General features: G+C 75.8%; 23 protein-coding genes and 1 tRNA gene. 9 read left to right on the forward strand and 15 right to left on the reverse strand.

Going from position 1 to position 20,683, the window contains the following annotated elements; all coding sequences use genetic code 11:
- The first annotated feature begins 11 nt into the window (after positions 1 to 11).
- The 3 genes from AC1050_RS17345 to AC1050_RS17355 all read left to right on the forward strand — a co-directional run bounded on the left by AC1050_RS17345 (position 12) and on the right by AC1050_RS17355 (position 2,497).
- Positions 12 to 941: a carbohydrate ABC transporter permease gene (locus AC1050_RS17345; protein ID WP_482388654.1), complete on the forward strand. Its 930-nt coding sequence runs from the start codon at positions 12 to 14 to the stop codon at positions 939 to 941.
- Positions 938 to 1,933 carry a carbohydrate ABC transporter permease gene (locus AC1050_RS17350; protein WP_482388655.1) on the forward strand — a complete coding sequence of 332 codons (996 nt, stop codon included), beginning with the start codon at positions 938 to 940 and terminating at the stop codon, positions 1,931 to 1,933. The genes AC1050_RS17345 and AC1050_RS17350 overlap by 4 nt, the downstream gene beginning before the upstream one ends.
- A 267-nt stretch (positions 1,934 to 2,200) precedes the next feature.
- On the forward strand, positions 2,201 to 2,497 hold the full coding sequence (locus AC1050_RS17355) for a DUF1540 domain-containing protein (protein ID WP_482388656.1): 297 nt from the start codon (positions 2,201 to 2,203) through the stop codon (positions 2,495 to 2,497).
- A gap of 160 nt (positions 2,498 to 2,657) precedes the next feature.
- Here the strand turns inward: AC1050_RS17355 and AC1050_RS17360 are convergent, their stop codons facing one another.
- The 3 genes from AC1050_RS17360 to upp form a co-directional block, all read right to left on the reverse strand.
- Positions 2,658 to 3,323, reverse strand: a complete 666-nt coding sequence (locus AC1050_RS17360) for an SDR family oxidoreductase (RefSeq protein ID WP_482388657.1) — start codon at positions 3,321 to 3,323, stop codon at positions 2,658 to 2,660.
- A 313-nt stretch (positions 3,324 to 3,636) separates the two neighbouring features.
- Positions 3,637 to 4,041, reverse strand: a complete 405-nt coding sequence (locus AC1050_RS17365) for a hypothetical protein (protein WP_482388658.1) — start codon at positions 4,039 to 4,041, stop codon at positions 3,637 to 3,639.
- A gap of 250 nt (positions 4,042 to 4,291) precedes the next feature.
- The gene (gene upp / locus AC1050_RS17370) at positions 4,292 to 4,927 is read right to left on the reverse strand and encodes a uracil phosphoribosyltransferase (protein WP_482388659.1); all 636 of its coding nucleotides are present in this window, start codon (positions 4,925 to 4,927) and stop codon (positions 4,292 to 4,294) included.
- A 64-nt stretch (positions 4,928 to 4,991) separates the two neighbouring features.
- Here upp and AC1050_RS17375 point away from each other — a divergent pair, with 64 nt between their 5' ends.
- Positions 4,992 to 5,456: a nucleoside deaminase gene (locus AC1050_RS17375; protein WP_482388660.1), complete on the forward strand. Its 465-nt coding sequence runs from the start codon at positions 4,992 to 4,994 to the stop codon at positions 5,454 to 5,456.
- Positions 5,457 to 5,471: 15 nt separating this feature from the next.
- On the opposite strand, the gene AC1050_RS17380 is transcribed toward AC1050_RS17375, so the two are convergent.
- The 6 genes from AC1050_RS17380 to AC1050_RS17405 all read right to left on the reverse strand — a co-directional run bounded on the left by AC1050_RS17380 (position 5,472) and on the right by AC1050_RS17405 (position 13,940).
- Positions 5,472 to 6,842, reverse strand: a complete 1,371-nt coding sequence (locus AC1050_RS17380) for an ABC transporter substrate-binding protein (RefSeq protein ID WP_482388661.1) — start codon at positions 6,840 to 6,842, stop codon at positions 5,472 to 5,474.
- Positions 6,843 to 6,882: 40 nt separating this feature from the next.
- Positions 6,883 to 7,863: a carbohydrate ABC transporter permease gene (locus tag AC1050_RS17385; RefSeq protein ID WP_482388662.1), complete on the reverse strand. Its 981-nt coding sequence runs from the start codon at positions 7,861 to 7,863 to the stop codon at positions 6,883 to 6,885.
- On the reverse strand, positions 7,863 to 8,849 hold the full coding sequence (locus tag AC1050_RS17390) for a carbohydrate ABC transporter permease (RefSeq protein WP_482388663.1): 987 nt from the start codon (positions 8,847 to 8,849) through the stop codon (positions 7,863 to 7,865). Before AC1050_RS17390 ends, AC1050_RS17385 begins: the two co-directional genes overlap by 1 nt.
- A 252-nt stretch (positions 8,850 to 9,101) precedes the next feature.
- A complete protein-coding gene (locus AC1050_RS17395) occupies positions 9,102 to 11,690 on the reverse strand; it encodes a LuxR C-terminal-related transcriptional regulator (protein WP_482388664.1) in 2,589 nt (862 codons plus the stop codon).
- The gene (locus tag AC1050_RS17400) at positions 11,687 to 12,982 is read right to left on the reverse strand and encodes an MFS transporter (protein WP_482388665.1); all 1,296 of its coding nucleotides are present in this window, start codon (positions 12,980 to 12,982) and stop codon (positions 11,687 to 11,689) included. Before AC1050_RS17400 ends, AC1050_RS17395 begins: the two co-directional genes overlap by 4 nt.
- Before the next feature lie 61 nt (positions 12,983 to 13,043).
- A complete protein-coding gene (locus AC1050_RS17405) occupies positions 13,044 to 13,940 on the reverse strand; it encodes a Sir2 family NAD-dependent protein deacetylase (RefSeq protein WP_482388666.1) in 897 nt (298 codons plus the stop codon).
- A 64-nt stretch (positions 13,941 to 14,004) separates the two neighbouring features.
- Here AC1050_RS17405 and AC1050_RS17410 point away from each other — a divergent pair.
- Positions 14,005 to 14,091, forward strand: a tRNA-Ser gene (locus AC1050_RS17410).
- A 148-nt stretch (positions 14,092 to 14,239) separates the two neighbouring features.
- Here the strand turns inward: AC1050_RS17410 and AC1050_RS17415 are convergent.
- Positions 14,240 to 14,761, reverse strand: coding sequence for a MarR family winged helix-turn-helix transcriptional regulator (locus AC1050_RS17415; RefSeq protein WP_482388667.1), 522 nt, complete (start codon positions 14,759 to 14,761; stop codon positions 14,240 to 14,242).
- Between the two features lie 175 nt (positions 14,762 to 14,936).
- On the opposite strand from AC1050_RS17415, the gene AC1050_RS17420 reads away from it, so the two are divergent.
- Positions 14,937 to 15,362 (forward strand): DUF6069 family protein, encoded by a 426-nt coding sequence (locus AC1050_RS17420; protein ID WP_482388668.1) that lies wholly within the window; start codon positions 14,937 to 14,939, stop codon positions 15,360 to 15,362.
- Positions 15,363 to 15,569: 207 nt separating this feature from the next.
- Here the strand turns inward: AC1050_RS17420 and AC1050_RS17425 are convergent, their stop codons facing one another.
- The gene (locus tag AC1050_RS17425; RefSeq protein ID WP_482388669.1) at positions 15,570 to 16,328 is read right to left on the reverse strand and encodes a DeoR/GlpR family DNA-binding transcription regulator; all 759 of its coding nucleotides are present in this window, start codon (positions 16,326 to 16,328) and stop codon (positions 15,570 to 15,572) included.
- Between the two features lie 77 nt (positions 16,329 to 16,405).
- Here AC1050_RS17425 and AC1050_RS17430 point away from each other — a divergent pair, with 77 nt between their 5' ends.
- Both AC1050_RS17430 and AC1050_RS17435 read left to right on the forward strand, forming a co-directional pair.
- Complete coding sequence (locus AC1050_RS17430) at positions 16,406 to 16,771, forward strand: DUF4406 domain-containing protein (protein ID WP_482388670.1); 366 nt, start codon at positions 16,406 to 16,408, stop codon at positions 16,769 to 16,771.
- Between the two features lie 84 nt (positions 16,772 to 16,855).
- Positions 16,856 to 17,437 (forward strand): dihydrofolate reductase family protein, encoded by a 582-nt coding sequence (locus AC1050_RS17435; protein ID WP_482388671.1) that lies wholly within the window; start codon positions 16,856 to 16,858, stop codon positions 17,435 to 17,437.
- Positions 17,438 to 17,440: 3 nt separating this feature from the next.
- Here AC1050_RS17435 and AC1050_RS17440 read toward each other — a convergent pair whose 3' ends face one another.
- Positions 17,441 to 18,154, reverse strand: coding sequence for a hypothetical protein (locus AC1050_RS17440; protein ID WP_482388672.1), 714 nt, complete (start codon positions 18,152 to 18,154; stop codon positions 17,441 to 17,443).
- Positions 18,155 to 18,239: 85 nt separating this feature from the next.
- Between AC1050_RS17440 and AC1050_RS17445 the strand changes: the two genes are divergently transcribed.
- Positions 18,240 to 19,268: an Fpg/Nei family DNA glycosylase gene (locus tag AC1050_RS17445; RefSeq protein WP_482388673.1), complete on the forward strand. Its 1,029-nt coding sequence runs from the start codon at positions 18,240 to 18,242 to the stop codon at positions 19,266 to 19,268.
- A gap of 19 nt (positions 19,269 to 19,287) precedes the next feature.
- Here AC1050_RS17445 and AC1050_RS17450 read toward each other — a convergent pair whose 3' ends face one another.
- From AC1050_RS17450 to AC1050_RS17460, 3 genes are read right to left on the reverse strand one after another with little or no spacing between them, the layout of a single operon-like run.
- Entirely contained in the window at positions 19,288 to 19,740 is a 453-nt protein-coding gene (locus AC1050_RS17450; protein WP_482388674.1) for a GNAT family N-acetyltransferase, read from the reverse strand.
- Between the two features lie 41 nt (positions 19,741 to 19,781).
- Positions 19,782 to 20,441 (reverse strand): DUF1684 domain-containing protein, encoded by a 660-nt coding sequence (locus AC1050_RS17455; protein ID WP_482388675.1) that lies wholly within the window; start codon positions 20,439 to 20,441, stop codon positions 19,782 to 19,784.
- A 12-nt stretch (positions 20,442 to 20,453) separates the two neighbouring features.
- Positions 20,454 to 20,657 carry a hypothetical protein gene (locus tag AC1050_RS17460; RefSeq protein ID WP_482388676.1) on the reverse strand — a complete coding sequence of 68 codons (204 nt, stop codon included), beginning with the start codon at positions 20,655 to 20,657 and terminating at the stop codon, positions 20,454 to 20,456.
- Between the last annotated feature and the right edge of the window lie 26 nt (positions 20,658 to 20,683).

Genomic DNA, 20,683 nt, shown 5'->3' on the forward strand with positions numbered 1-20,683 from the left:
GGAGGACCCGCGTGACCGCCACCACCGCCCCGCCCCGCCCGGGCCGACGATCGCCCGCGACCTGGGTGCGCGGTGGCGGCCTGAGCACGCTGGTGTTCCTCGTCCCGCTGCTGGTCGTCTTCGGCGTCTTCTCCTGGTTCCCGATCGTCCGCGCGGTCGTGATGAGCGTCCAGGAGACCAACCTCGTCACCCCGCCGACGTTCGTGGGGCCGGCCAACTTCCAGCACGTGCTCGCGGACCCGCTGCTCGGCACCGCCGTGCGCAACACGGCGTACTTCGCGCTGCTCGCGCTGCTGATCGGCTACCCCGTGCCGCTGGTCGCCGCGGTGCTGATGCGGGAGGTCCGGCGCGGCCGCGGGCTGTACTCGGCGCTCGCCTACCTGCCCGTGGTCGTGCCGCCCGTGGTCGCCGTCCTGCTGTGGAAGTTCTTCTACAAGGGCGGGCCGCAGGGCGTGTTCAACACGATCCTCGGCTGGGTGGGGCTCGGGCCGTACCCCTGGCTGCAGGACGCCACGTGGGCGATGCCCTCCCTGGTGCTCGCCGCGACCTGGGCCGGCGCCGGCGGCACGATCATCATCTACCTGGCGGCGCTGACCAGCGTCCCGCCGGAGCTGTACGACGCCTCCGAGGTCGACGGCGCCGGGCTGTGGCGCAAGGTCTGGCACGTGACGCTGCCGCAGCTGCGCGGCGTCCTGTTCATCACCCTGATCCTGCAGATCATCGGGACCGCGCAGGTGTTCCTGGAGCCGTACCTGTTCACCGGCGGCGGCCCGAGCAACGCGACCGTCACCGTGCTGCTGCTGATCTACCGCTACGCGTTCCAGAACAGCCTCGGCGGCGACTACGGCGCGGCCACCGCGCTCTCGCTGATGCTGGCCGCGTTCCTCGCGGTGCTGTCGCTGGCCTACTTCCGCCTCACCCGGTCCTGGAGCACGTCATGAGCACCGCACCCGGCAGCGTCCTGGACGCCGCCGCCTCCGCCGCACCTCCGCCCGCCGGCGGCCCGGCCGCACCCCGGCGGCGCCGGCGCCCGAGCCGGCGGGGCGCGGCCGACGCTCCCGACCGCGCCGCCCTGTCCGAGGCCGACTGGCGCCGCCCGGCGGTGCGGTGGGGGATGGGCACGACCCACGTCGTGCTGCTGGTGCTGCTGGTCGTCGCCGGGCTGGGCCCGATGCTGCTGCTCGCGAAGTTCGCGGTGACCCCGACCCCCGACATCCTGCGCAGCCCGATGGCGGTGTTCCCGAACGGGATCGCCTGGGAGAACCTGGACCGGGCGTGGAACGACGTGCGGGTCAGCACGTACTTCCTCAACACCGTGTGGCTCGCGGCCGGGTCGTGGGCGGTGCAGATCCTGGTGGCCACCACCGGCGGCTACGCGCTGTCGGTGCTGCGGCCCCGGTACGGGAAGGTCGTCCAGGCGCTGGTGCTGTCGACGATGTTCGTCCCCGCCGTGGTGCTGCTGGTGCCGCTGTACCTGACGGTGCTGGACCCGCCGCTGCTGGGCCGCTCGCTGATCAACAGCTTCTGGGCCGTCTGGCTGCCGGCCGGGGCCAGCGCGTTCAACGTGCTGCTGGTGCAGCGGTTCTTCGACAACCTGCCCCGCGAGGTGTTCGAGGCCGCGCGGGTGGACGGCGCCGGGCCCTACCGGCTGTTCTGGTCGATCGTGCTGCCGATGTCCCGGCCGATCCTCGGCGTGGTGTCGGTGTTCGCGGTGATCGCCGCCTGGAAGGACTTCCTCTGGCCGCTGCTGGTGCTCAAGGACCCGTCGATCCAGCCGCTGTCCGTGCGGTTGCCCGCGATCGAGGCGTCGACGGAGCTCGGCGTGTTCCTGGCCGCGCTGGCCATCGCCACGATCATCCCCGTGCTGGTGTTCGTGGCGTTCCAGCGGCTCTTCCTGCAGGGCGCCGGCATGGGCGGCGCCGTCAAGGGCTGACCCGCCCCACCCCCGCCCCCACCCCCGCCCCCGCCCCGGGCCCGCGCGCGGCGGCGACCTCGCGGCGGTGAATTGCGTGACATGGGCGTTGGGTATTTCCGGAATGGCCGATCCGCAGGCTCCGCATCGGCAAATTTCCGGTGCCGCAGCGCGCTGAACTGCGGGGACGTGAGTGAGCCAGGCCTTCCTTTCTAGACGCGCCGGAAAAGGGCATCTACCGTCGACGAGGTCAGCAACCCGCACGCCCCATTCCCCGGAGGTCCGTCGATGAGCACCCTCATGGAGCAGCCGCCCGTCTCCGAGTGCTCGGTGGACGGGTGCTCGTACAACCACGAGCACGCCTGCAGCGCCGCGGCCATCACGGTGGGCGGCACCGGCGACGCGCAGTGCTTCACCTTCATCCCGCTGAGCGTCAAGGGCGGCCTCGACCGCGTCGTGTCGCACGTCGGCGCCTGCCAGCGCGGCGACTGCGTCCACAACGAGCACCTGACCTGCGCCGCGAGCTCCGTGCGCATCGGTGCGGGCCACGACCTGGCCGACTGCCTCACCTTCGCGCCGGCCTGACCGCCGCGCCCGCCCGACGGGCCGCCCCGCGCGGGGAGCCCCCCCGCGACACCGCGCCGCAGCCCGTCACCCCACCGCCGACCCTCGTGCCCCTCGACCGGGCCCGGGGGTCGCGGCACGTCCGGGCCCGGGAGCGGCGCGTCCCGGACCCCGTGCCGCCTCAGTCCTCGCGCTCGAGCGCGGCGGCGATCGCCGCGGCCACCGGGACCTGGCCCTCCGACAGCTCCAGGGTGAGCCCGGCGGTGCGCGGCTCGTCCAGCAGCGCCACGAGCACGGCGGCCACGTCGTCCCGCGGCACCTGGCCGCGCGGGATCTCCGCACCGAGCCGGACGTGCCCGGTCCCGGCGTCGTCGGTCAGCCCGCCGGGCCGCAGGATCGTCCAGTCCAGGTCGCGGCCGCGCAGGTCCTCCTCGGCCGCGGTCTTCGCGCGCAGGTAGGCGGCGAAGGTCGGGTCCGTGCCCTCCGGCGGCTCGGAGCCCGCGCCGACCGAGGACACCAGCACGTAGCGGCGGACCCCGGCCCGGGTGGCGGCGTCGGCCAGCAGCGCGGCCGCACCGCGGTCCACGGTGTCCTTGCGGGCGTCGCCGCTGCCCGGCCCGGCCCCGGCGGCGAACACGACGGCGTCCGCGCCGGTCAGCTGCGCCGCGAGGGCGGTGGCGTCGGTGTCCTCGAGGTCGAGCAGCACCGCGGTGGCGCCGTCGGCCTCCACGTCCGCGACGTGCGCGGCGTTGCGCACGATCGCGAGCGGGGAGTCCCCGCGCGCCGCGAGCAGGCGGTTGAGTCGGCGAGCGATCTGTCCGTGGCCTCCGGCGATGGCGATGCGCATCCGTCCACCGTAGGAGCCTGCCGGCGGCGACGCACCCGGGGCGCCGTGCCCGCTGGTGGTGGTCGGCTCCCGGGACGCGGCAGGGGGGCCGGATCACGCCTCCCGGGAACCGACCGTGCCGCCCGCGCCAGGGGGGACGGCAGCGGGCGGACGGTGCCCGGCCGGGCGGGACCCGAGGTCCTGCCGTGGTGGCCGAGCACCTCCGACGTTAGGGCAGCGAGCCGCCCGGGTGAAGACCGATGAGTAGCGGCCGCGACGATCTGAGGGGCGGCCGACGCGATCTGAGGGGCGCCGGCGGCCGTCGTGCGACCACTCAGGCGCTGTCGGCCACCGGGCCGTCGGCACCTACCCGGTCCGCGCCGCCGTCGGCGGTGCCACCGGTGTCGTCGGCGCCGCCGCCGGCGTCCGTCCCCAGCGGCCGCAGCCCGGCGAGCCGGGCCCGCAGGCTCGGCACATCATCGGCCCCGCCGGTGCCCGGCACGAGCGACAGCGCGGTGAACGTCTCGGCCGTCGGCAGGAGGTCCCGCGCGAGGTCGCGCAGGGCCTCGGCGACCTCCGCCAGGTCGGCCGCGTGCGCCGCGTCGAGGTCGGGGGAGTCGCCCTGCAGGCCGACGTACAGCACGAAGCCCGCGCGGGCGGGTTCGGCGCCGGTCGACGGCGGGGCCGGCCGCGGTGCGACGGCGAGGCGGGGTGGTGCGGGGGTACGAGGACGTGCCACGGGATGCTCCGGAGGGTGCGCGGGACCGCGGCGAGGGCGGTCGGGGTGCGGTCGGGCGGCGGACGACGGGGCGTCAGGGCCGACAGCGCGTGCGGAGCGCGCCCGGGCGCACGCCGGCGGACGCCGTGACGGCGTCGGTCCGGTGCGTGCGGGGGTGGCTCATCCCACGATCGTGGCAGGCCGGGGGACGGGTGTCCACGGCCTTTCCGTGGCCGGTCTCAGCGGGCGAGACCGGAGGTCGCGGACGTGCTCAGACGACGCCGTACAGCCGGTCGCCGGCGTCGCCGAGGCCCGGGATGATGTACGCGTTCTCGTCCAGGTGGTCGTCGACCGCCGCGACCACGATGGTGACGTCGCCGCGGTCGCCGACGGCCGCCTCGACGGTCTCCAGGCCCTCGGGCGCCGCGAGCAGGCAGACGACGGTGACGTCGCGCGCGCCGCGGGCGAACAGGAAGTCGATCGCGGCGACCAGGGTGCCGCCGGTGGCGAGCATCGGGTCGACCAGGAAGCACTGCCGGCCCGTGAGGTCCTCGGGGAGCCGGTTGGCGTACGTGATCGCCTCGAGCGTCTGCTCGTCGCGCTGCATGCCGAGGAACCCGACCTCGGCGGTCGGCATCAGCCGGGTCATGCCGTCGAGCATGCCGAGCCCGGCGCGCAGGATCGGCACCACCAGGGGCAGCGGCTCGGCGATCTTCACGCCCGTGGTCGTCGCCACCGGGGTCTGCACCTCGACCGGCTCGGTGCGCACGTCGCGCGTCGCCTCGTACGCGAGCAGCGTCACGAGCTCGTCGACGAGCTTGCGGAACGTCGGGGACGACGTCTCCTTGTTGCGGAGCACCGACAGCTTGTGGGCGACGAGCGGGTGGTCGGCAACGTGCAGGCGCATGGTGCTCAACCTACCGTGCGCGGGGTGCCCGGGGCTCCGCGGGTGCGTGCGGGAGGATGGCGGCATGTTCGCGCGCCCCGACGACCTCACCGCCATGGGCCTGGCCCTCACCGAGGCCGCCGCCTGCGCGGCCACCGGCGACGTCCCCGTGGGCGCCGTCGTGCTCGGGCCGGACGGCGCCGTGGTCGGTGCGGGGCGCAACCGCCGGGAGGCCGACGGCGACCCGACGGGCCACGCCGAGGTGCTCGCGCTGCGCGCGGCGTCGGCGGCGCTGGGCCGGTGGCGCCTGGACGACTGCACGCTCGTGGTGACGCTGGAGCCGTGCCTGATGTGCGCGGGCGCGACGGTGCTGGCGCGCGTCCCGCGCCTGGTGCTCGGGGCGTGGGACCCCAAGGCCGGCGCCTGCGGGTCGCAGTGGGACGTGGTGCGCGACTCCCGGCTGAACCACCGGGTCGAGGTGGTCGGCGGGGTGCGCGAGGACGAGTGCGGCGCGGTGCTGCGCGCGTTCTTCGCGCAGCACCGCGCCTGAGCCGGGGCGCGGGGGTCAGCCGCCCGTCACGTTGTCGTACGCGCGCATCGCCGCGTCCTGCGCCTCGGCGAGGGCCTCCTCGGCGGTCTTGTCGCCGAGCAGGGTGGCGGTGATGGCGTTGTTCAGCTCGTTCTGGATGTCCTGGCCGGCGGGCGAGGACCCGAAGGTCCGGCCGGCGTCCACCACCTCGTAGAACGTCTCGATGACCTGGTCGAACCCGGCGTCGCCGGTCGGTGCGACGAACTCGTCCCGGACCGCCTGGTCCGCCTCCGGGGAGCCGGTGAACAGCCCGGTGTTGATCCCGCCCTCGGTGGCGATCGTGTCGGCGCGCGCCTGACCGGCCGCCGTCCAGGCGTCGAGCGACGTGAGCTCGAGCATCCAGGCGCACGCGGCGTCGGGGTTCTCGGCGCCGGCCGGGATGACGAAGGCCTGCCCGGAGGCGACGGAGAACGGCTGGCCGTCCTGGTCCAGGAACGGCACGGCCTCGATCTCGATCTGGTCCGCGTACGCGCTCAGCACGTTCGGGTACCACTGGGCGTTGACCTGCGCGCCGACCTGGTCGGTGACGAACTGGTTGCTGTCGCCGAAGGTGTCGAAGGAGTCGCTGAACGACTTCACCTCGGCGAACCCGCCCTGCGCGTCGGTGATCTGCTTGAGCAGCTCCATGCCGGCCAGGTTGGACGGGTCGTCCAGCGTCGGCCGGCCCTCCTCGTCGATCAGCTGCCCGCCCTGCCCGAGGATCCACAGCCCGCCCTGGCCGGTCGCGACCGGGTCGAAGCCGAGCGTCGTGGGCACGCCGCCGCCCTCGGCGTACATCGCGTCGATCGCGGCCAGCAGCGTGTCCGGCTGGGAGGTGTCGATCTGGTCGGGCGTGACGCCGGCCGCGTCCATGACCCGCTTGTTCAGCAGGATCGCGACGGGCTGGAAGAACTGCGGCACGCCCCAGACGGCGTCCTCGTACCGGACGTCGTCGATCACCGAGGAGTAGAACCGCTCGTCGGGGTCCACGTCGTGCGCCTCGTAGCAGGCGTCCAGCGGCAGGATCAGGTCCTGCGCGGCGTACGTCGTCACGTACCGGCGGTCCATCTGCACGACGTCCGGCACGTCGCCCGACGCCAGGCGGGTGGTGAACTTCTGCGCGTCGAACGCGGTGGCGTCCAGCTCGACGTCGACGTCGGCCAGCTGCTCGGCGGCGAAGTCCAGGCGGGCCTGGCCGACGTCGTCCGCGTTCTCGAAGCCCCAGGCGCGCAGCGCGCCGGAGGCGGAGTCCGTGAACTCCGCGGACCCGCCGCCCTCGCCACCGTCGTCTCCTCCGGAGCTGCACGCGGCCAGGGCGAGCGCGGTGATCGGCAGCAGCGCGATGGCGCCTCGGCGCGACTTCCTCATGGCTGTTCCTTCCGTGGTGGGTGGGGCGGGACCGGCGCGGTCACCCGCGCCGTCCCGTCGTGGCGACGCCCTCGATGAAGTAGCGCTGCCCGAAGGCGAACAGCGCGAGCATCGGCAGGGTCACGAGCAGGGAGGCGACCATCACGTACTGGTAGTCGCCCTGACCGCCCGCCGTGGGGCTGTACTTGGTCATCGCGTACGCGATGCCGAGCGGGGCGGTGAAGTCCTCGGGGCTCCCGGCGTTCAGGTAGATCAGCGCGGCCTGCAGGTTGTTCCACGACGCCTGGAACTCGAACAGCAGCACGATGATGAACGACGGCAGGGACAGCGGGAACACGATCCGCCAGTACGTCACCCACTGGTTCGCGCCGTCGATCCGCGCGGCCTCGGACAGCTCCCGCGGCAGGCCGAGGTAGAACTGCCGCTGCAGGAAGATGTAGAACGCCGAGCCGAACAGGTTCGCGCCGAACAGCGGGATCCAGGTGCCCAGCGCCCCGAGCTCCTTCCAGATCAGGTAGATCGGGATCATCGTGACCGCGCCGGGCAGCATCATCGTGGCGAGCACCAGGCCGAACAGCACCGTGCGGCCGGGGAACCGGAAGTGCGCGAAGCCCCAGGCGACCAGCGAGCTCGACACGGCGACCGTGACCGCGGCGAGGAGCGCGATCGCGATGCTGTTGAGCATCCAGTTGCCCAGCGGCAGCTCCTGCCACACCGTGACGTAGTTGTCCCAGTTGAAGGTGCTCGGCCACAGCGAGTTGTCGAAGACCTGGCCGCGGTCCTTCAGGCTCGCCGCGAGCAGCCACGCGAACGGGTAGAGGAACACCACGGTCATCACGACCAGCAGCGCGATGACCACCCCGCGGCGCACCCGCCGGCGGGCGCGCCCGCTCGGGGAGCCGGGGACGGGGGCGAGCGGCCGCGGCGGGCCGGCGGGGTGGTCGGCCCGGCCCGTGGCCTCCTCGGGGAGCCCGGGGACCTGGCGGATGCCCGGGGTGCCGGTGGTTCCGGTGCTCGTCATCAGTCCCGGCTCCCCTCGTAGTAGACGAAGCGGTTGCCGAACTTCATCTGGATGGCCGTGATGATCATGATGATCACGAACAGCAGCCACGCCATCGCCGCGGCGAACCCGAAGTTGAACTGGCGGAAGGCCTGCTGGAACAGGTAGATCGCGTAGAACAGCGAGGCCTCGGGGGAGGCGTTCGACTGGTCGCGCCAGAACAGCAGGTAGGCCTGGTCGAACACCTGGAACGCCGCGATCGACAGCACGATGACGTTGAAGAAGATCGCGCTGGAGATCATCGGGAGCGTGATGTTGCGGAACCGCTGCCAGACGCCCGCGCCGTCCAGCTCGGCCACCTCGTAGAGCTCCCGGGGCACGTTCTTCAGTGCCGCGAGGAAGATCACCATGGTCCCGCTGACGCCCCACAGGGTCATCAGCACGATCGACGGCTTGATCCACGCCGGGTCGACCAGCCACTGCGGCCCCTCGATCCCGAACATGCCGAGGAACTGGTTGATCGCGCCGGTGTTGCCGTTCAGCAGCAGGAAGAACACCGCCGCCGTCGCGACCGCGGGCGTCATCTTGGGCAGGTAGTACACGGTCCGGAAGAACCCGGCACCGCGACCCGCCTGGTTGAGCAGCGACGCCAGCCCGAGGGCGACCAGGATCTCCAGCGGGACCGCCAGCACGGCGTAGAACAGGGTGTTGCCGAGCGAGGTCGCCACCCGCGGGTCCTCGAACAGCTGGGCGTAGTTCTCCAGGCCGTTCGGCCGCGCGGTGTTGGTGGCCAGGTTGTACCGGCTGAACGAGATGATCAGGGAGTAGATCATCGCGCCGGCCGTGAAGACGAGGAACCCGATGATCCACGGCGAGATGAACAGGTAGCCCGTCAGCGCCTCGCGCCGGTTGTACCGGACCTTGGCACCGGACGGCCTGCCCGCACGTCGGCGCCGGCCGGACGTCGTCAGCGCCGCGGGTGCGGCCTCGGCTCGCAGCTGCGTCATCGCGTCCTCCCGCCGGGTGCGGACGTCGAGGTGCCGTGCGGCCCGGACGAGCCGCACGTCGACGTGGCGACGGTGCCACGTGCTGCGAGGCACGAGGGGAACGGCCGTGACGCCGTCACGGATGTGCTCCCGCGCGCTGCTGCACGGGTCCCTGCTGCGCACCGTGCCACGACTTCGACGCCTCCGCTACCTGAACGGTTCAAGCCCCGAACCGTGCACCGTCGCCGCAGGTCAGCGCGCCTCCTGCGCGCCTCAGAGCAGGCCGAGCTCCCGCGCGCGGGACACGGCGTCGGCCCGGCGGCGCACGCCGAGCTTGCGGTAGGCGCTCCGCACCTGGGACTTGACGGTGTTGTGCGACACGTGCAGCCGGGCGGCGACCTCGGCGAGCTCCGCGTCGTCGGCGAGCTCGCGCAGCACCACCACCTCCCGCTCGCTCAGCCCGACGCCGTCCTGGGCGTCCGGCACGGCCACGGGCACGGGGGCCAGCGCGGCGAGGAGCTCGTCGACGGCGGGGTCCGCGAGCCCGGTGGCGAGCGTCCGGACGGCTGCGCGCTCCTCGGCGGAGACCAGGACCCACCCGGTCGCCGAGCCGCCCAGCGCGACGACCGCGGCGGCCTCCCGCAGGGCGCGCGCGGCGACCGCCTCGGTGCCGTGCCGCGCCGCCGCCGCTGCCAGCAGGAGCCGGCGCGTGACCCGGAGCCGCGGACCCTCGTCGGGCAGGTCGGGGGCGGCGAGCAGGGCCAGCGCCTCCGCCGTGCGGCCCGTGGACAGCAGCAGCCGGGCACGGGCCACCCGCGCCGCCGGCACCGTCGAGGGCACCGGGGCCAGCAGGGTCGCGCCGGCCTCCGCCTGGCCGGCGGCCAGCGCCAGCACGGCGCGCGCCGCGGTCAGCCGCGCGCGCCAGGCCGAGCCCGCGGGGGAGCGCCGGCCGCGGCGCATCCGCTCGTCCAGCGCCTCGGCGCCCGGCAGGGCGCGGCCGGACAGCAGGTCGACGGTCACCTGCACCTCGGCGAACGCGGGCCAGAACTCGTTGGTCCGCAGCTCGGCCGCCAGGGCGTCCAGCACCGCGGTCGCCGCGTCCAGGTCGCCGTCCTCGACCGCGAGGTGCGCGCGGGCCAGGTCGAGCGTCGACCGCCGGTACGCGGTCTCGGGCCGGCGCGGCGGCTCGAGCGCGGCCGCGACCGCGACGAGGTGCCGGGCCGCGGCGAGGTCGCCCTGGGCGGCGGTGAGACCGGCCAGCAGGCTGTACGTGCTGAACGCGGCGAGGGAGCCCGACGGGTCGTGCGGCAGCGCGCCCTCGATCGCCCGCAGCCCGCCCTCGACGTCGCCGCCGGCGACCAGGCCGACCCCCAGCTGGCGGTGCAGCAGACCCCGCAGCGCGTCCACGGTGGCGTCGTCGCCGGGCGCCACGGTGGCGAGGTGGTCCAGCGCGGCGAGCGCGGCGGTCCGGGCGCGGCCGCCCCGGCCCAGCAGCCGCGCGGCCACGCTCTCCCCGGCGCGCAGCACCGCGCGCTCCGCGGGGGTCGCCCGGGGCAGGTGGTAGACGGCGGCGGCCGCGGCCACGGCGAACCACTCGAGCGCCTTGACCCGGTGCTCCGCCCGCGTGTTGTAGAGCAGCGCGAGCAGCAGGGCGAGCTGCGGCCGCCGGCTCACGGCCGCCCGCGGCAGGGACTCCAGCACGCGGATCGTCTCGGGCGCGTCCCGCACCTGCCCCGAGCCCCAGATCCGCACGACCGTGGCCTGGACCAGGTCCACGTCGCCGGTCTCGGCGGCGGCGTGCAGCGCCGGGTAGAACCGGCCCGACGCGATCCCCCAGGAGGCGACCGCGCGCAGCAGCCCCTCCACCTCCGCCGGCGCGGCGTCCCGCAGGCCCGCGCGCAGCGCCGCCCGCACCAGCGGGGTCAGCACGAGCTCCTCGCCCTGCCACGTCCCGAGGCCGTCCGCCTCGAGCCGGTCGAGCAGCCCGTCGGCCGCCGGGCCGGCCAGCGCGGCGGCGAGGTCGGGCGTCAGCGACTCGACCACCGAGACCCGCCGCGCCGCGACCAGGTAGTCGTGCTGCCGGTCGTCGGCCTCCAGCGTCGGCACGACCCCGCGGGCCGCGACCCGGAGCAGCTCGTCGACCGGTGCGGTGTCCAGGTCGACGGCGCCCCGGTCGGCGGCGATCGCGACCGCGCGCACGCCCAGGGCGAGCCCGTCGGTCGCGGACCGCACGCGGGCGGCCGCGCCGGCGGCCACCGCCGGGTCCGTGCCGGCGGCGGTGAGCAGCGCGGCCGTCGCGCCGTCGTCCAGCCGCAGGTCCGCGGGGCGCACCTCCGCCACGTCGACCTGGAGCGCCGCCGCCTGCAGCAGGCGGGCGGGCGTGCGGCGGGTGGCGACCGCGACGTGCAGCCGGTCGACCCGCGCGAGCAGCTCGACGAGGCGCGCGTCGGTCGCGGGCGAGGTCAGGTGCTCGTAGCCGTCGACGACCAGCAGGACGGGACGGGTGAGCCGCTGCAGGGCCGCGAGCACCGCCGGCCGGCCGGTGCGCGGTCCGTCGGTCCTGCCCGGGTCACCGGGGTCGTCCGCCCGGGGCTCGGGGACGAGCCCCGCCGAAGCCAGCGCCGCGAGCGCCCGCTCCGCCAGGCCGTCGCCGGACGGCGCCGTGGCGCCGTCGAGCCAGACGACCGCGCGGTCCGCCGGCTCGTGCGTGCGGGCCCACCACGCGAGCAGCAGCGACTTGCCCGCGCCGGCGGGTCCGTGCACGACGACCAGCGAGGCACCGGGCGCCATCCGGTCGGCCGCCGCGGGCAGCGGCACGTACCAGGACGGCACCCGCGGCACGCCGTGCCGGGCGGTCGTCACGCCCGGCTCCGGGCGGCGGCGAGCAGCGTCACCACGCCGGCCAGCAGCGCACCGGCGGCGGGCAGCGCGGGGTGCAGGCCGTACGCGGCGGTCGAGAGCGCCGGTCCGACCACGAAGGTGAGCGCGTTCACGGCGTTGACCAGCCCCGCGACGTCGCCCTGCTCCGCCGGGCCGACCGCGGAGGCCGCTGCGGAGGTGCAGCCGGCGGCGGCAGCACCGACACCCGCGCCGAAGACGAGCGCGACCGCGACCAGGACCGGCTCCGGGACCGGCAGCGCGTAGGCCGACACGGCCACCACCACGACGGCACCACCTGTCCCCACGAGCCGCCACGGGGCCCAGCCGAGCCGGGGGACGAGGACGCCCTGCGCCAGCACGGACCCGGCGCCGGCCACGAGCAGCAGCAGGCCGGTCAGCGCGGTGGCCCGGCCGGCGGTCACGCCGTACCGGTCCTGCACCAGGAACCCGATGCTGCTCTGCACGAACGCCGTCGCCAGGAACACCGCCGCCGAGGCCACCGCCGCCCTGCGGACGCCGGGCACCGCGAGGGTGGACCGGCGGACGGCCCGGGCCGCCGGGACCGGTGCCGGCCCGTCGGTCGGGGACGGCTCGGGCTCGGGCGGGTCGGCGGGCAGCGGGGCGGCGGAGGCGGCAACCCGGCGGGTCACCCCCACGAAGGCCAGCACCGCAGCCGCGAGCACCCCGGCCGCGGCCAGCACGGGCAGCGCCGCCCCCAGCGCCCCGAGGGCCGCGGCGAGGCCCGCCCCGACCATCGTGCCCAGGCCCCGGGCGGCACCGCCGCGCGCGATCCACGCCACCCGCTCCCGCTCGGCGGCACCGGCGACGAGCAGCGCCTGCACCGCGGGGCCGACCGCCGCCACCGCCAGCCCGAACACCGCCCCGCGCGCCAGCACCAGCGCGGCCCAGGCGAGCCCGGGGCTCGCCTCGGGCCCCGCGGCGAGCACGGCGGCCACCCCCAGCGCGCCGAGCACGCCGGCGGCGCCGCCCGTGACCACGACGACCCGCGGCCCGAGCCGGTCGGCCCGCCGTCCCCACGCCGCGCTGGTCAGCACCACCACCGCGGCGGTCGCCGAGGTCACCGCACCGGCCTGCCAGTCGCCCAGTCCCAGCTCGCGCGTGGTGGCGGGCAGCACGGCCGCGGTGGCGACCTGCGCCACCGACACGGAGAGCACGGCCAGCAGCGCGACCGCGGGCACCGCGCCCGTGATCCCGCGCTCGGCCGAGCTCGCGGGTCCGGCGCCCCGCGGCGGGCTCTCGTGGCTCAGGGGCACGACGGGCAGGATATCCACGCCGCCGCAGGTCACCGCCCCGTCGTCCACGGGCGGCGGAGCGTCAGAGCCGCTCCGCGAGCTCCGTCAGCGTCTCGGTCGTCCCGGCGTCGATCGTCAGGGTGGCCAGGGGGTCGCCTCGCGTCGCCCCGCGGTTCAGGATGACGACGGGCTTGTCGGCCGCGGCCGCGTGCCGGACGAACCGCAGCCCGGACTGCACCGTCAGCGACGACCCGGCGACCAGCAGCGCGTCGGCCTCGTCCACGAGGGCGTACGCCGCGGTGACCCGCTCGAGCGGCACCGTCTCCCCGAAGTAGACGATGTCCGGCTTGAGCATCCCGCCGCACGGCCCGTCGCCGCCGTCGGGATCGGGCTGCCAGCAGTCGACCACCACGAAGTGCGACGTCTGCTCGATCACCGCGTCGGCGTCGGGCGCGATCTCCACGTCGCCGACCGCGCCGACCGACTCGGCGAACCCGGGGTTCAGCGCCTCCAGCCGCTCCGCCAGTGCGGTGCGCGTCACCACGCGGTGGCAGCGCAGGCAGACCACCCGGTCGTACCGGCCGTGCAGGTCGATCACCCGGCGGGACCCGGCCTGCTCGTGCAGCAGGTCGACGTTCTGCGTGATCAGGCCCGCCACCACGCCGTGCGCCTCCATCGACGCCAGCGCGCGGTGCCCCGCGTTCGGGTGCGTGCGGTGCACGTGCTGCCAGCCCACGTGGTTGCGTGCCCAGTAGTGCTGCCGGAACGCCGGGTCGCCGACGAACTGCTGGTAGGTCATCGGGTTGCGCGGCGGGGAGTCCGGGCTGCGGTAGTCCGGGATCCCCGAGTCCGTCGACAGGCCCGCGCCCGTCAGCACCGTGAGGCGGCTCCCGCGCAGCAACCGGACGGCGTCGTCGACGGTCCCCGGGTTCGGCCGGACGGCGTCGTGGGCGGGCACGGGGAGGCGCGGGGGTGTCACGCGGACCACCGTACGTCCGCCGATGCGAGAGTTCCGCCTGGCATCCGGTACTGTTCTGGCCCGAGGTAGCGTGTCCGAGCGGCCTAAGGAGCACGCCTCGAAAGCGTGTGTGGGTGAAAGTCCACCGTGGGTTCAAATCCCACCGCTACCGCTCGTCCGAAGCCCCCGCCGGGTCACCCCGGCGGGGGCTTCGTCGTGCACCTGGCGCCGGCCGTCGTGGATCGCCGGCGGATTCTGCGCAGTCCAGCCGATCGATCGGCCGGCGGAGGCAGGACCGGCTGGCGATCGCCGGCGGCTCCTCAGTGCGCGGCCGGCAGCTCCACGGCCGCGGCGACGTTGGCCTCCACCCGGTCCAGCAGGCCGACCAGCGTGCCGAGCTCGTCCGGCGACAGGTCGCCCACGGCCGCCGCCTCCAGCTGCGTCCAGAGCGCCTCGACCCGCGCGTGCACCGCGCTGCCGGCGGGCGTGGACTCGACCAGGATCGCCCGCCGGTCCCCGTCGCAGGCACCGCGCCGGACGAAGCCCGCGCGCTCGAGGCGCTGCACCGTGCGCGTCATCGTCGCCGCGTCCGAGCCGAGCACGCGCACGAGGTCGGCGGGCCGCTGCGGGCCCTGGTCCCACAGCTGCATCATCACCAGCTCCTGGCCGGGGTGCAGGCCGACCTCGCGGAACAGCTGCGCGGCGAGTAGCCGGTGCAGCCGCGCGACCCGCAGCAGCGCCGACGACAGCGGCCCCGCGTCCTCGGCGGGCCGGCAGCCCGGGGTGCCGATCATCGTGGCCTCCTGCGTGCTCGCGCCGGGCGGTCCCTGGGCGCCCAGCATCCCGAGTCTAGGGCCGTTCCGGGCGATCGCGACGGGGCGACGTCGCTGCTGGCGGGCCTGCGCGTGACGCCGGTCACCCAGCGGTCCGGAATGCGCGCGGCCCGATACCTGTTCGGTCAAACATGGGCGACGCCGATCTCGGCTGCGCACCGCCCACCAGCGAAGGACTCCCGCGATGACCACTCTCGTCTCCCCGCCGCGCGCGGTCCCCGTCCCCCGGGTCGCCGTCGCGGACACCGTCGCCCAGGTCGCCTTCGCCGCCGCCGTCGCGGTGGCGACCAACGTCGTCGTCCTGTGGTTCGCGACCGCCCTCGGCGTGACCTTCCAGGTCATCACGCCCCGGCCGGTCACCGCGCTCGCGGTGGCGCTGCTGACCGTGCTCCCGCTCGCGCTCGGCGCCACCGCGGTCACGCTGCTCGACCGCCGTCGCCCGGGCACCGCGCGGGTCGCCGCGTGGGCGGGCCTCGCCGTCGCCGTGGTCAGCACCGCCGGCTCCGCGCTGGCCGCGGCCGACGCCCCGACGGCGCTGGCGCTGTCCGCCATGCACGTCGTGGTGGGCGTCGCGTGGTTCGTCGGCCTGCGCCGCCCCGCCGCCGCCTGACTCCCGCCCGGCGCAGCGCAGCGCGACCCCCGACCGGCGCAGCGCAGCGACCCCCGCCCCGTGCCCGCCTCGCCCCGCCGCGAGCGCCCCGGCCGCCGAGATGACACGTTCCGCCTGTGCCGCACCCTCCGCAGTCAGGCGCGGACTGTCATCTCGGCGAGGGGCTCGCCGCTCGGCGACGGACTCGCCGCCCGGCGCCGCGCCGGGTCAGGGTGCCTCGATCAGCGGCGCGCCCGCCTCGAGCAGCGCCCGGGCCGGCGGGCCGTCGAACGGCGCGTCGGTGACGATGCCCGTCACCTCGGCGAGCGGGAGCACCCGGAACGGCGACGCCGCCCCGATCTTCTCGGCGCTCGCGAGCACGTAGGTGTCCCCGGCGCGGGACGCGAGCGTCCGCTTCGTCGCCGCCTCCTCGGCGTCCCCGGTCGTCAGCCCGGTCTGCGCGTGCACCCCCGTGACGCCGAGCAGGAACACGTCCGCGGACACGCCCGCCGCCGCTTCGGCCAGCATCGACCCGGACGTCACGACGGAGTGCTTGAACAGGCGCCCGCCGAGCACCAGCACCTCGACGGTGGGGTGCTCGGCCAGCGCGGCGGCGACCGTGGGGCTGTGCGTGACCACCGTGGCGGCCAGGTCGGGGGGCAGTGCCCGCGCCACGGCGAGCGCCGTCGTCCCGCCGTCGAGGATCGCCGTCATCCCCGGCTCGACCAGCGCGGCGGCGCGGCGGGCGACCCGGTCCTTGTTCTCGACCGCGACCGTCCGGCGGCCGGCGTAGTCCACGACCGCGGGGGACACCGGCAGCGCCCCGCCGTACACCCGCTGGCAGAGGCCCGCGGCGGCGAGCTCGCGCAGGTCGCGGCGGACGCTGTCCTCCGACAGGCCGAGCCGTGCGGCGACGTCCTTCGCGACCACCCGGCCCTCGGTGCGGAGCAGGTGCAGCAGCTCGTCTCGACGCTGGGCGGGCAGCATGGGTCCTCCGGGGTGCTCGACGGCGACTTCCGACTAATGCCTAGTGTTGCACGGTTCTGCACGATACGGTCGGCGGCATGACAGCACAGATGATCCTGATCGCCGGCCCCTACCAGTCCGGCACGCACGGCGACCCGGCGGCGATGGCCGCCAACCTCCGCGCGCTGGAGGCGGCCGCGTGGCCGGTCTTCGAGCGCGGGCACGTCCCGATGATCGGCGAGTGGGTGGCTCTGCCCGTCCTGGCGAGCATGGGGGCGTCCGGCCCGACCGACCCGCGCGCGGCCGACGTCCTGTACCCGACGGCCGAGCGGCTGCTGGAGCACTGCGACGCCGTGCTCCGGCTGCCGGGGGAGTCGCGCGGTGCCGACAACGACGTCGCGATCGCCCGGCGGCGCGGTCTGCCGGTCTACACCGCGGTCGAGGACATCCCGCGCGCCGGGTGACCGGGGGGCTAGGCAGGGCGCGTGCCGGTGGGTTCTGATGGACCCCCGGCGCGCCCGGTGCCGGCCGGCCACGGAGGACCCTCGATGGCGACGATCGTCTCCACCCTGTTCATCGCGCTCGACGGCGTGGCCGAGATCGACCCGGCCTGGCACTTCCCGTACTTCGACGAGCACATGGGTGCTGCGGTCGCGGAGGACTACGCGGGGACGGACGTGCTCCTGATCGGGCGCGTCACCTACGACAGCTTCGCCGGCGCGTGGCCCGGCCGGGAGACCGCCGGCGAGGAGGACGCCACGTTCGCCCGGCAGCTCGGCGACACCCGCAAGGTCGTCGTGACCCGCGGCGACGCCGACCTCGGCTGGCGGAACGCCGAGCGGCTCCAGGGCGACCTCGTCGAGGCGGTCACCGCGCTGAAGGCCGGGCCGGGCCTCGGCAAGGTCCTCGTCCCCGGCTCGCTGTCGGTCGTGCGGCAGCTGCTCGCGGCGGGCCTGCTCGACGAGCTGCGGCTGCTGGTGCACCCGGTGGCGGCCCGGAGCGGCGAGCGGCTGTTCGACGAGGGTGCGCCGGTCTACCCGCTGCGGCTGCTCCGGTCGGACATCTTCCCGACCGGGGTGGTCCGGCTGGTCTACGCCCCGGGCGAGCTGCCGGGGACCGGCGGGGTCTGAGCCTCAGCCCGCGAGCGCCGCCGTCGCCGCCTCGATCGCGACGCGGGCGGGGTCCATCTGCAGCGTCAGGTCGGCCAGCAGGTACTGGTCGGTCATCTCGACCGGGGTGTCCCGCACGGCGATGCCCGCGTCGAGCGCCGCCCGGAGCGCGGCGCGGGCCGCTGCGTCGCCCCCGCCGGCGGCGTACGCCTGCTCCCCGGCGTCGATCGCCGGCACGAGGACGCCGAGCCGCTCGTGGTAGCTCGCGATGTCGATCTCGATGGTGGCCTCGTACGCGGAGGTCATCACCGCGGCGTTCGCCGCGGTGACGTCCTCGATCTCGGCGAGCACCCGCTCGTGCAGCGCCCGCACGGCTGCGGCGCGCTCGCGCAGCGAGCCGTCCTCGGGCGGCGTGGTGTCCAGCTGCTCCGCGGCCGCGACGACCGCGGCCGCGTCGCTGCGGACCTGCGGGTCGGCGGTCTCCCCGCTGCTGCCGATCGCCTCGTGGGTGCCGGAGATCCACTGCGACAGCTCGAGGGCGGCGGGCTCGTACGCGGCGAGCGCCTCGTCCAGGTCGGCCTGTGCCTGCGCCTGGGCCCGCTGGTAGCCCACCAGCGAGAGGGTCCCCGCGACGGCCAGGGCGAGCACGAGCAGCGCGGTCCCCGTGACGAGCACGCGCCGCCGGCGGGGGTCGCGCGCCCGGGCCTCGACGGGTGCGGGTGGCGTGCTCGTGGCCATGCGGGTCCCCCTGGACGTGCTGGTCGGTCGGCCGCAGCGTACCGGTCGGCCCGCGGGTGTCGGACGAGCGCCCTAGCCTGGGCGCATGCCCGAGGGTCACACCGTCCACCGCATCGCCCGCCAGTTCGCCCGCGACTTCGTGGGGCACCGCGTGGCGGTCTCCTCGCCGCAGGGCCGGTTCGCCGCGGGCGCCGCGCTGCTCGACGGCCGGGAGCTGCTGACGTCCGCCGCGGTGGGCAAGCAGCTGTTCCTGGGCTTCGCGGGCGGGCACGTGCTGCGCGTGCACCTGGGTCTGTACGGGGCGTGGGACTTCCTGGGCGAGGTGTCCCCGCTGGTCGAGGGCGGCGGCGCGGTCGCCAGCCTCGGGGCGCCACGGGTGCGCCGCTCGGTCCGGATGGGCGAGGGCGAGCAGGAGGGCGACGTCGGCGCCGAGCTCGAGGACTTCCCGCCGGCGCCCGTCGGGCAGGTGCGGGTGCGGCTCGCCACGGAGACGACCGTGGCCGACCTGCGCGGCCCCACCGCGTGCGAGGTGCTCGACCCCGCGGCGACCGCCGCCGCGCTCGCGAAGCTCGGTCCCGACCCGGCGGTCGAGGACGACGTGCGCGCCCGCATGGCCGACCCGCACGCCGTCGCCGCCGCGACCGGCGCGAGCGGGACGGTCCCGACGTCGGACGGCTCCGTCGCCGACCACATGGCACCGGGCGGCACCGCCGCCGACGTGATGGTGCGGCGGCTCACCTCCCGCGGCGTCCCGGTCGGCCAGCTGCTGATGGACCAGGCGGTCGTCGCCGGCATCGGCAACATCTACCGCGCGGAGATGCTCTACCGTGCCCGGCTCGACCCGCACACCCCCGGCAAGCGGGTGCCCGCGGAGACGGCCCGGGCGCTCTGGGACGACTGGTCCGTGCTGCTGGCGGACGGCATCCGCACCGGGGTGATGCTGACCCGGGAGGACCTGGACGAGGCCGGCCGCGCCGCGGCGCTGCGGGACCCGGCGGAGCGGCACTGGGTGTACGGCCGAGCGGGGGAGCCGTGCCGGACGTGCGGCACCCCGGTCGTCGTGGAGGAGATGGCGGGCCGCAAGCTCTACTGGTGCCCGACCTGCCAGCGCTGACCGGGTGCCCGGCGCCGGGTCAGGCGGCGGTCCGCGGCGTGCGCGTCATCGGCACGTGCGGGATGCCGTCCTCGTCGTAGTCCTCGCCGGCACGCTCGAACCCGAACCGCGCGTACCACTGCTCGAGGTGCGCCTGCGCGTGCAGGTGGATGGTCGCGTCCGGCCGGCACAGCGTGATGCCGTGCGCGATCAGCGCGCCCGCGACGCCCCGGCCGCGCGCGGTCGCGGCCGTGGCCACCCGGCCGATCGCGGGCTGGTCCGACCCGGCACGCAGCACGCGGATGCAGCCCAGCAGCTCGCCGTCGTCGTGCGCCCACACCTGCAGGGTGTCCTCCAGCAGGTCCTGCCCGTCCAGGTCGGGGTAGGGGCAGTCCTGCTCCACGACGAACACGTCGACGCGGAGCCGCAGCACCGCGTACAGCTCGGCGGCGGTGATGTCGGCGGGGGTGCGGGTCTCGATGGTCGTCGGCACCGGGTCAGCCTAGGCGCCCGCCCGGCGTCGCGACCGCGGGGTCAGTCCAGGTCGAAGTCCGCGACCAGCTTCGGGTCCGGCTGCTGCTCGCCGACGGGCACCGCCGCGGCCAGCACGTTGCCGCGGGTCGCCAGCGGGCAGGCCCAGGCCGGGTCGTAGGCGCACGAGGGGTTGTACGCGAAGTTGAGGTCGAGGATCAGCCCGCCGTCGGTCGCCCGGCCCAGGTCGGCGTGCTTGATGGTGTCGAGCACGTACCGCCCGCCGCCGTAGGTGCCCTTCCCGGCGGTGGCGTCCTTGACCGGGACGAAGATGCCGCCGCCGTAGGTGCGCAGCGCCCACACCGACAGCCCGCCGAGGCCCTCCAGCTCGACCCGCCCGACGCGGTCGAACGGGACGACGCCGTCCGTGCCGGTGGCGACCTCGAGCCGCTGCGCCGACGTCGCCCGCACGCGGACCTCGAACCGGAACGCCGGGTCGTACGGGGCGACGGACAGGCCCTCGAAGACGGCCTTCGCCGCGGGGCGCAGCGGCGACGCGGCGTGGTCCGCGAACAGCTCGTCGCGGCGGGCCACCCACTCGGCGTGCGCGGCGGCGGGGTCGTCCTCCGCCAGGCGCCGCACGTCGGCGTACACCTGCGCCGTACGCCGCCGCCAGTCCGCGACCGCCAGCGCGTCGAGGGCCAGGCCGAGCTGCGTCACCATGGCCTCACCGTCTCACGGCAGCGGGCGCCGGGCAGGTCGCCCGCGCCGGTCCATCCGCCGCAGCGCGCGGACCTCGCGCACGGCCGTCGCCGCGCAGACGACGCCGACCAGCACCGCCCACGGCCGGCCGCGCAGGGCGAGCACCAGGCAGACCAGCGCGAGCACGCCCGCGCCGACCACCACGACCAGGCTCGACCACCGGACGCTGCGCAGCACCTGCCCGACGCTACCCGCCGCAGCCG

It is taken from the genome of Cellulomonas sp. NEAU-ZC6 (assembly GCF_056844425.1).

What these genes read in the sequence shown, in the direction of transcription:
- AC1050_RS17380 (WP_482388661.1), bottom strand. Translation starts at nt 6,842, where the DNA reads ATGAGGAAGTCGCGCCGAGGCGCCATCGCGCTGCTGCCGATCACCGCG.
- AC1050_RS17375 (WP_482388660.1), top strand. Translation starts at nt 4,992, where the DNA reads ATGTTCGCGCGCCCCGACGACCTCACCGCCATGGGCCTGGCCCTCACC.
- AC1050_RS17420 (WP_482388668.1), top strand. Translation starts at nt 14,937, where the DNA reads ATGACCACTCTCGTCTCCCCGCCGCGCGCGGTCCCCGTCCCCCGGGTC.
- AC1050_RS17425 (WP_482388669.1), bottom strand. Translation starts at nt 16,328, where the DNA reads ATGCTGCCCGCCCAGCGTCGAGACGAGCTGCTGCACCTGCTCCGCACC.
- AC1050_RS17430 (WP_482388670.1), top strand. Translation starts at nt 16,406, where the DNA reads ATGACAGCACAGATGATCCTGATCGCCGGCCCCTACCAGTCCGGCACG.
- AC1050_RS17440 (WP_482388672.1), bottom strand. Translation starts at nt 18,154, where the DNA reads ATGGCCACGAGCACGCCACCCGCACCCGTCGAGGCCCGGGCGCGCGAC.
- AC1050_RS17445 (WP_482388673.1), top strand. Translation starts at nt 18,240, where the DNA reads ATGCCCGAGGGTCACACCGTCCACCGCATCGCCCGCCAGTTCGCCCGC.
- AC1050_RS17360 (WP_482388657.1), bottom strand. Translation starts at nt 3,323, where the DNA reads ATGCGCATCGCCATCGCCGGAGGCCACGGACAGATCGCTCGCCGACTC.
- AC1050_RS17350 (WP_482388655.1), top strand. Translation starts at nt 938, where the DNA reads ATGAGCACCGCACCCGGCAGCGTCCTGGACGCCGCCGCCTCCGCCGCA.
- upp (WP_482388659.1), bottom strand. Translation starts at nt 4,927, where the DNA reads ATGCGCCTGCACGTTGCCGACCACCCGCTCGTCGCCCACAAGCTGTCG.
- AC1050_RS17455 (WP_482388675.1), bottom strand. Translation starts at nt 20,441, where the DNA reads ATGGTGACGCAGCTCGGCCTGGCCCTCGACGCGCTGGCGGTCGCGGAC.
- AC1050_RS17385 (WP_482388662.1), bottom strand. Translation starts at nt 7,863, where the DNA reads ATGACGAGCACCGGAACCACCGGCACCCCGGGCATCCGCCAGGTCCCC.
- AC1050_RS17355 (WP_482388656.1), top strand. Translation starts at nt 2,201, where the DNA reads ATGAGCACCCTCATGGAGCAGCCGCCCGTCTCCGAGTGCTCGGTGGAC.
- AC1050_RS17435 (WP_482388671.1), top strand. Translation starts at nt 16,856, where the DNA reads ATGGCGACGATCGTCTCCACCCTGTTCATCGCGCTCGACGGCGTGGCC.
- AC1050_RS17415 (WP_482388667.1), bottom strand. Translation starts at nt 14,761, where the DNA reads ATGCTGGGCGCCCAGGGACCGCCCGGCGCGAGCACGCAGGAGGCCACG.
- AC1050_RS17390 (WP_482388663.1), bottom strand. Translation starts at nt 8,849, where the DNA reads ATGACGCAGCTGCGAGCCGAGGCCGCACCCGCGGCGCTGACGACGTCC.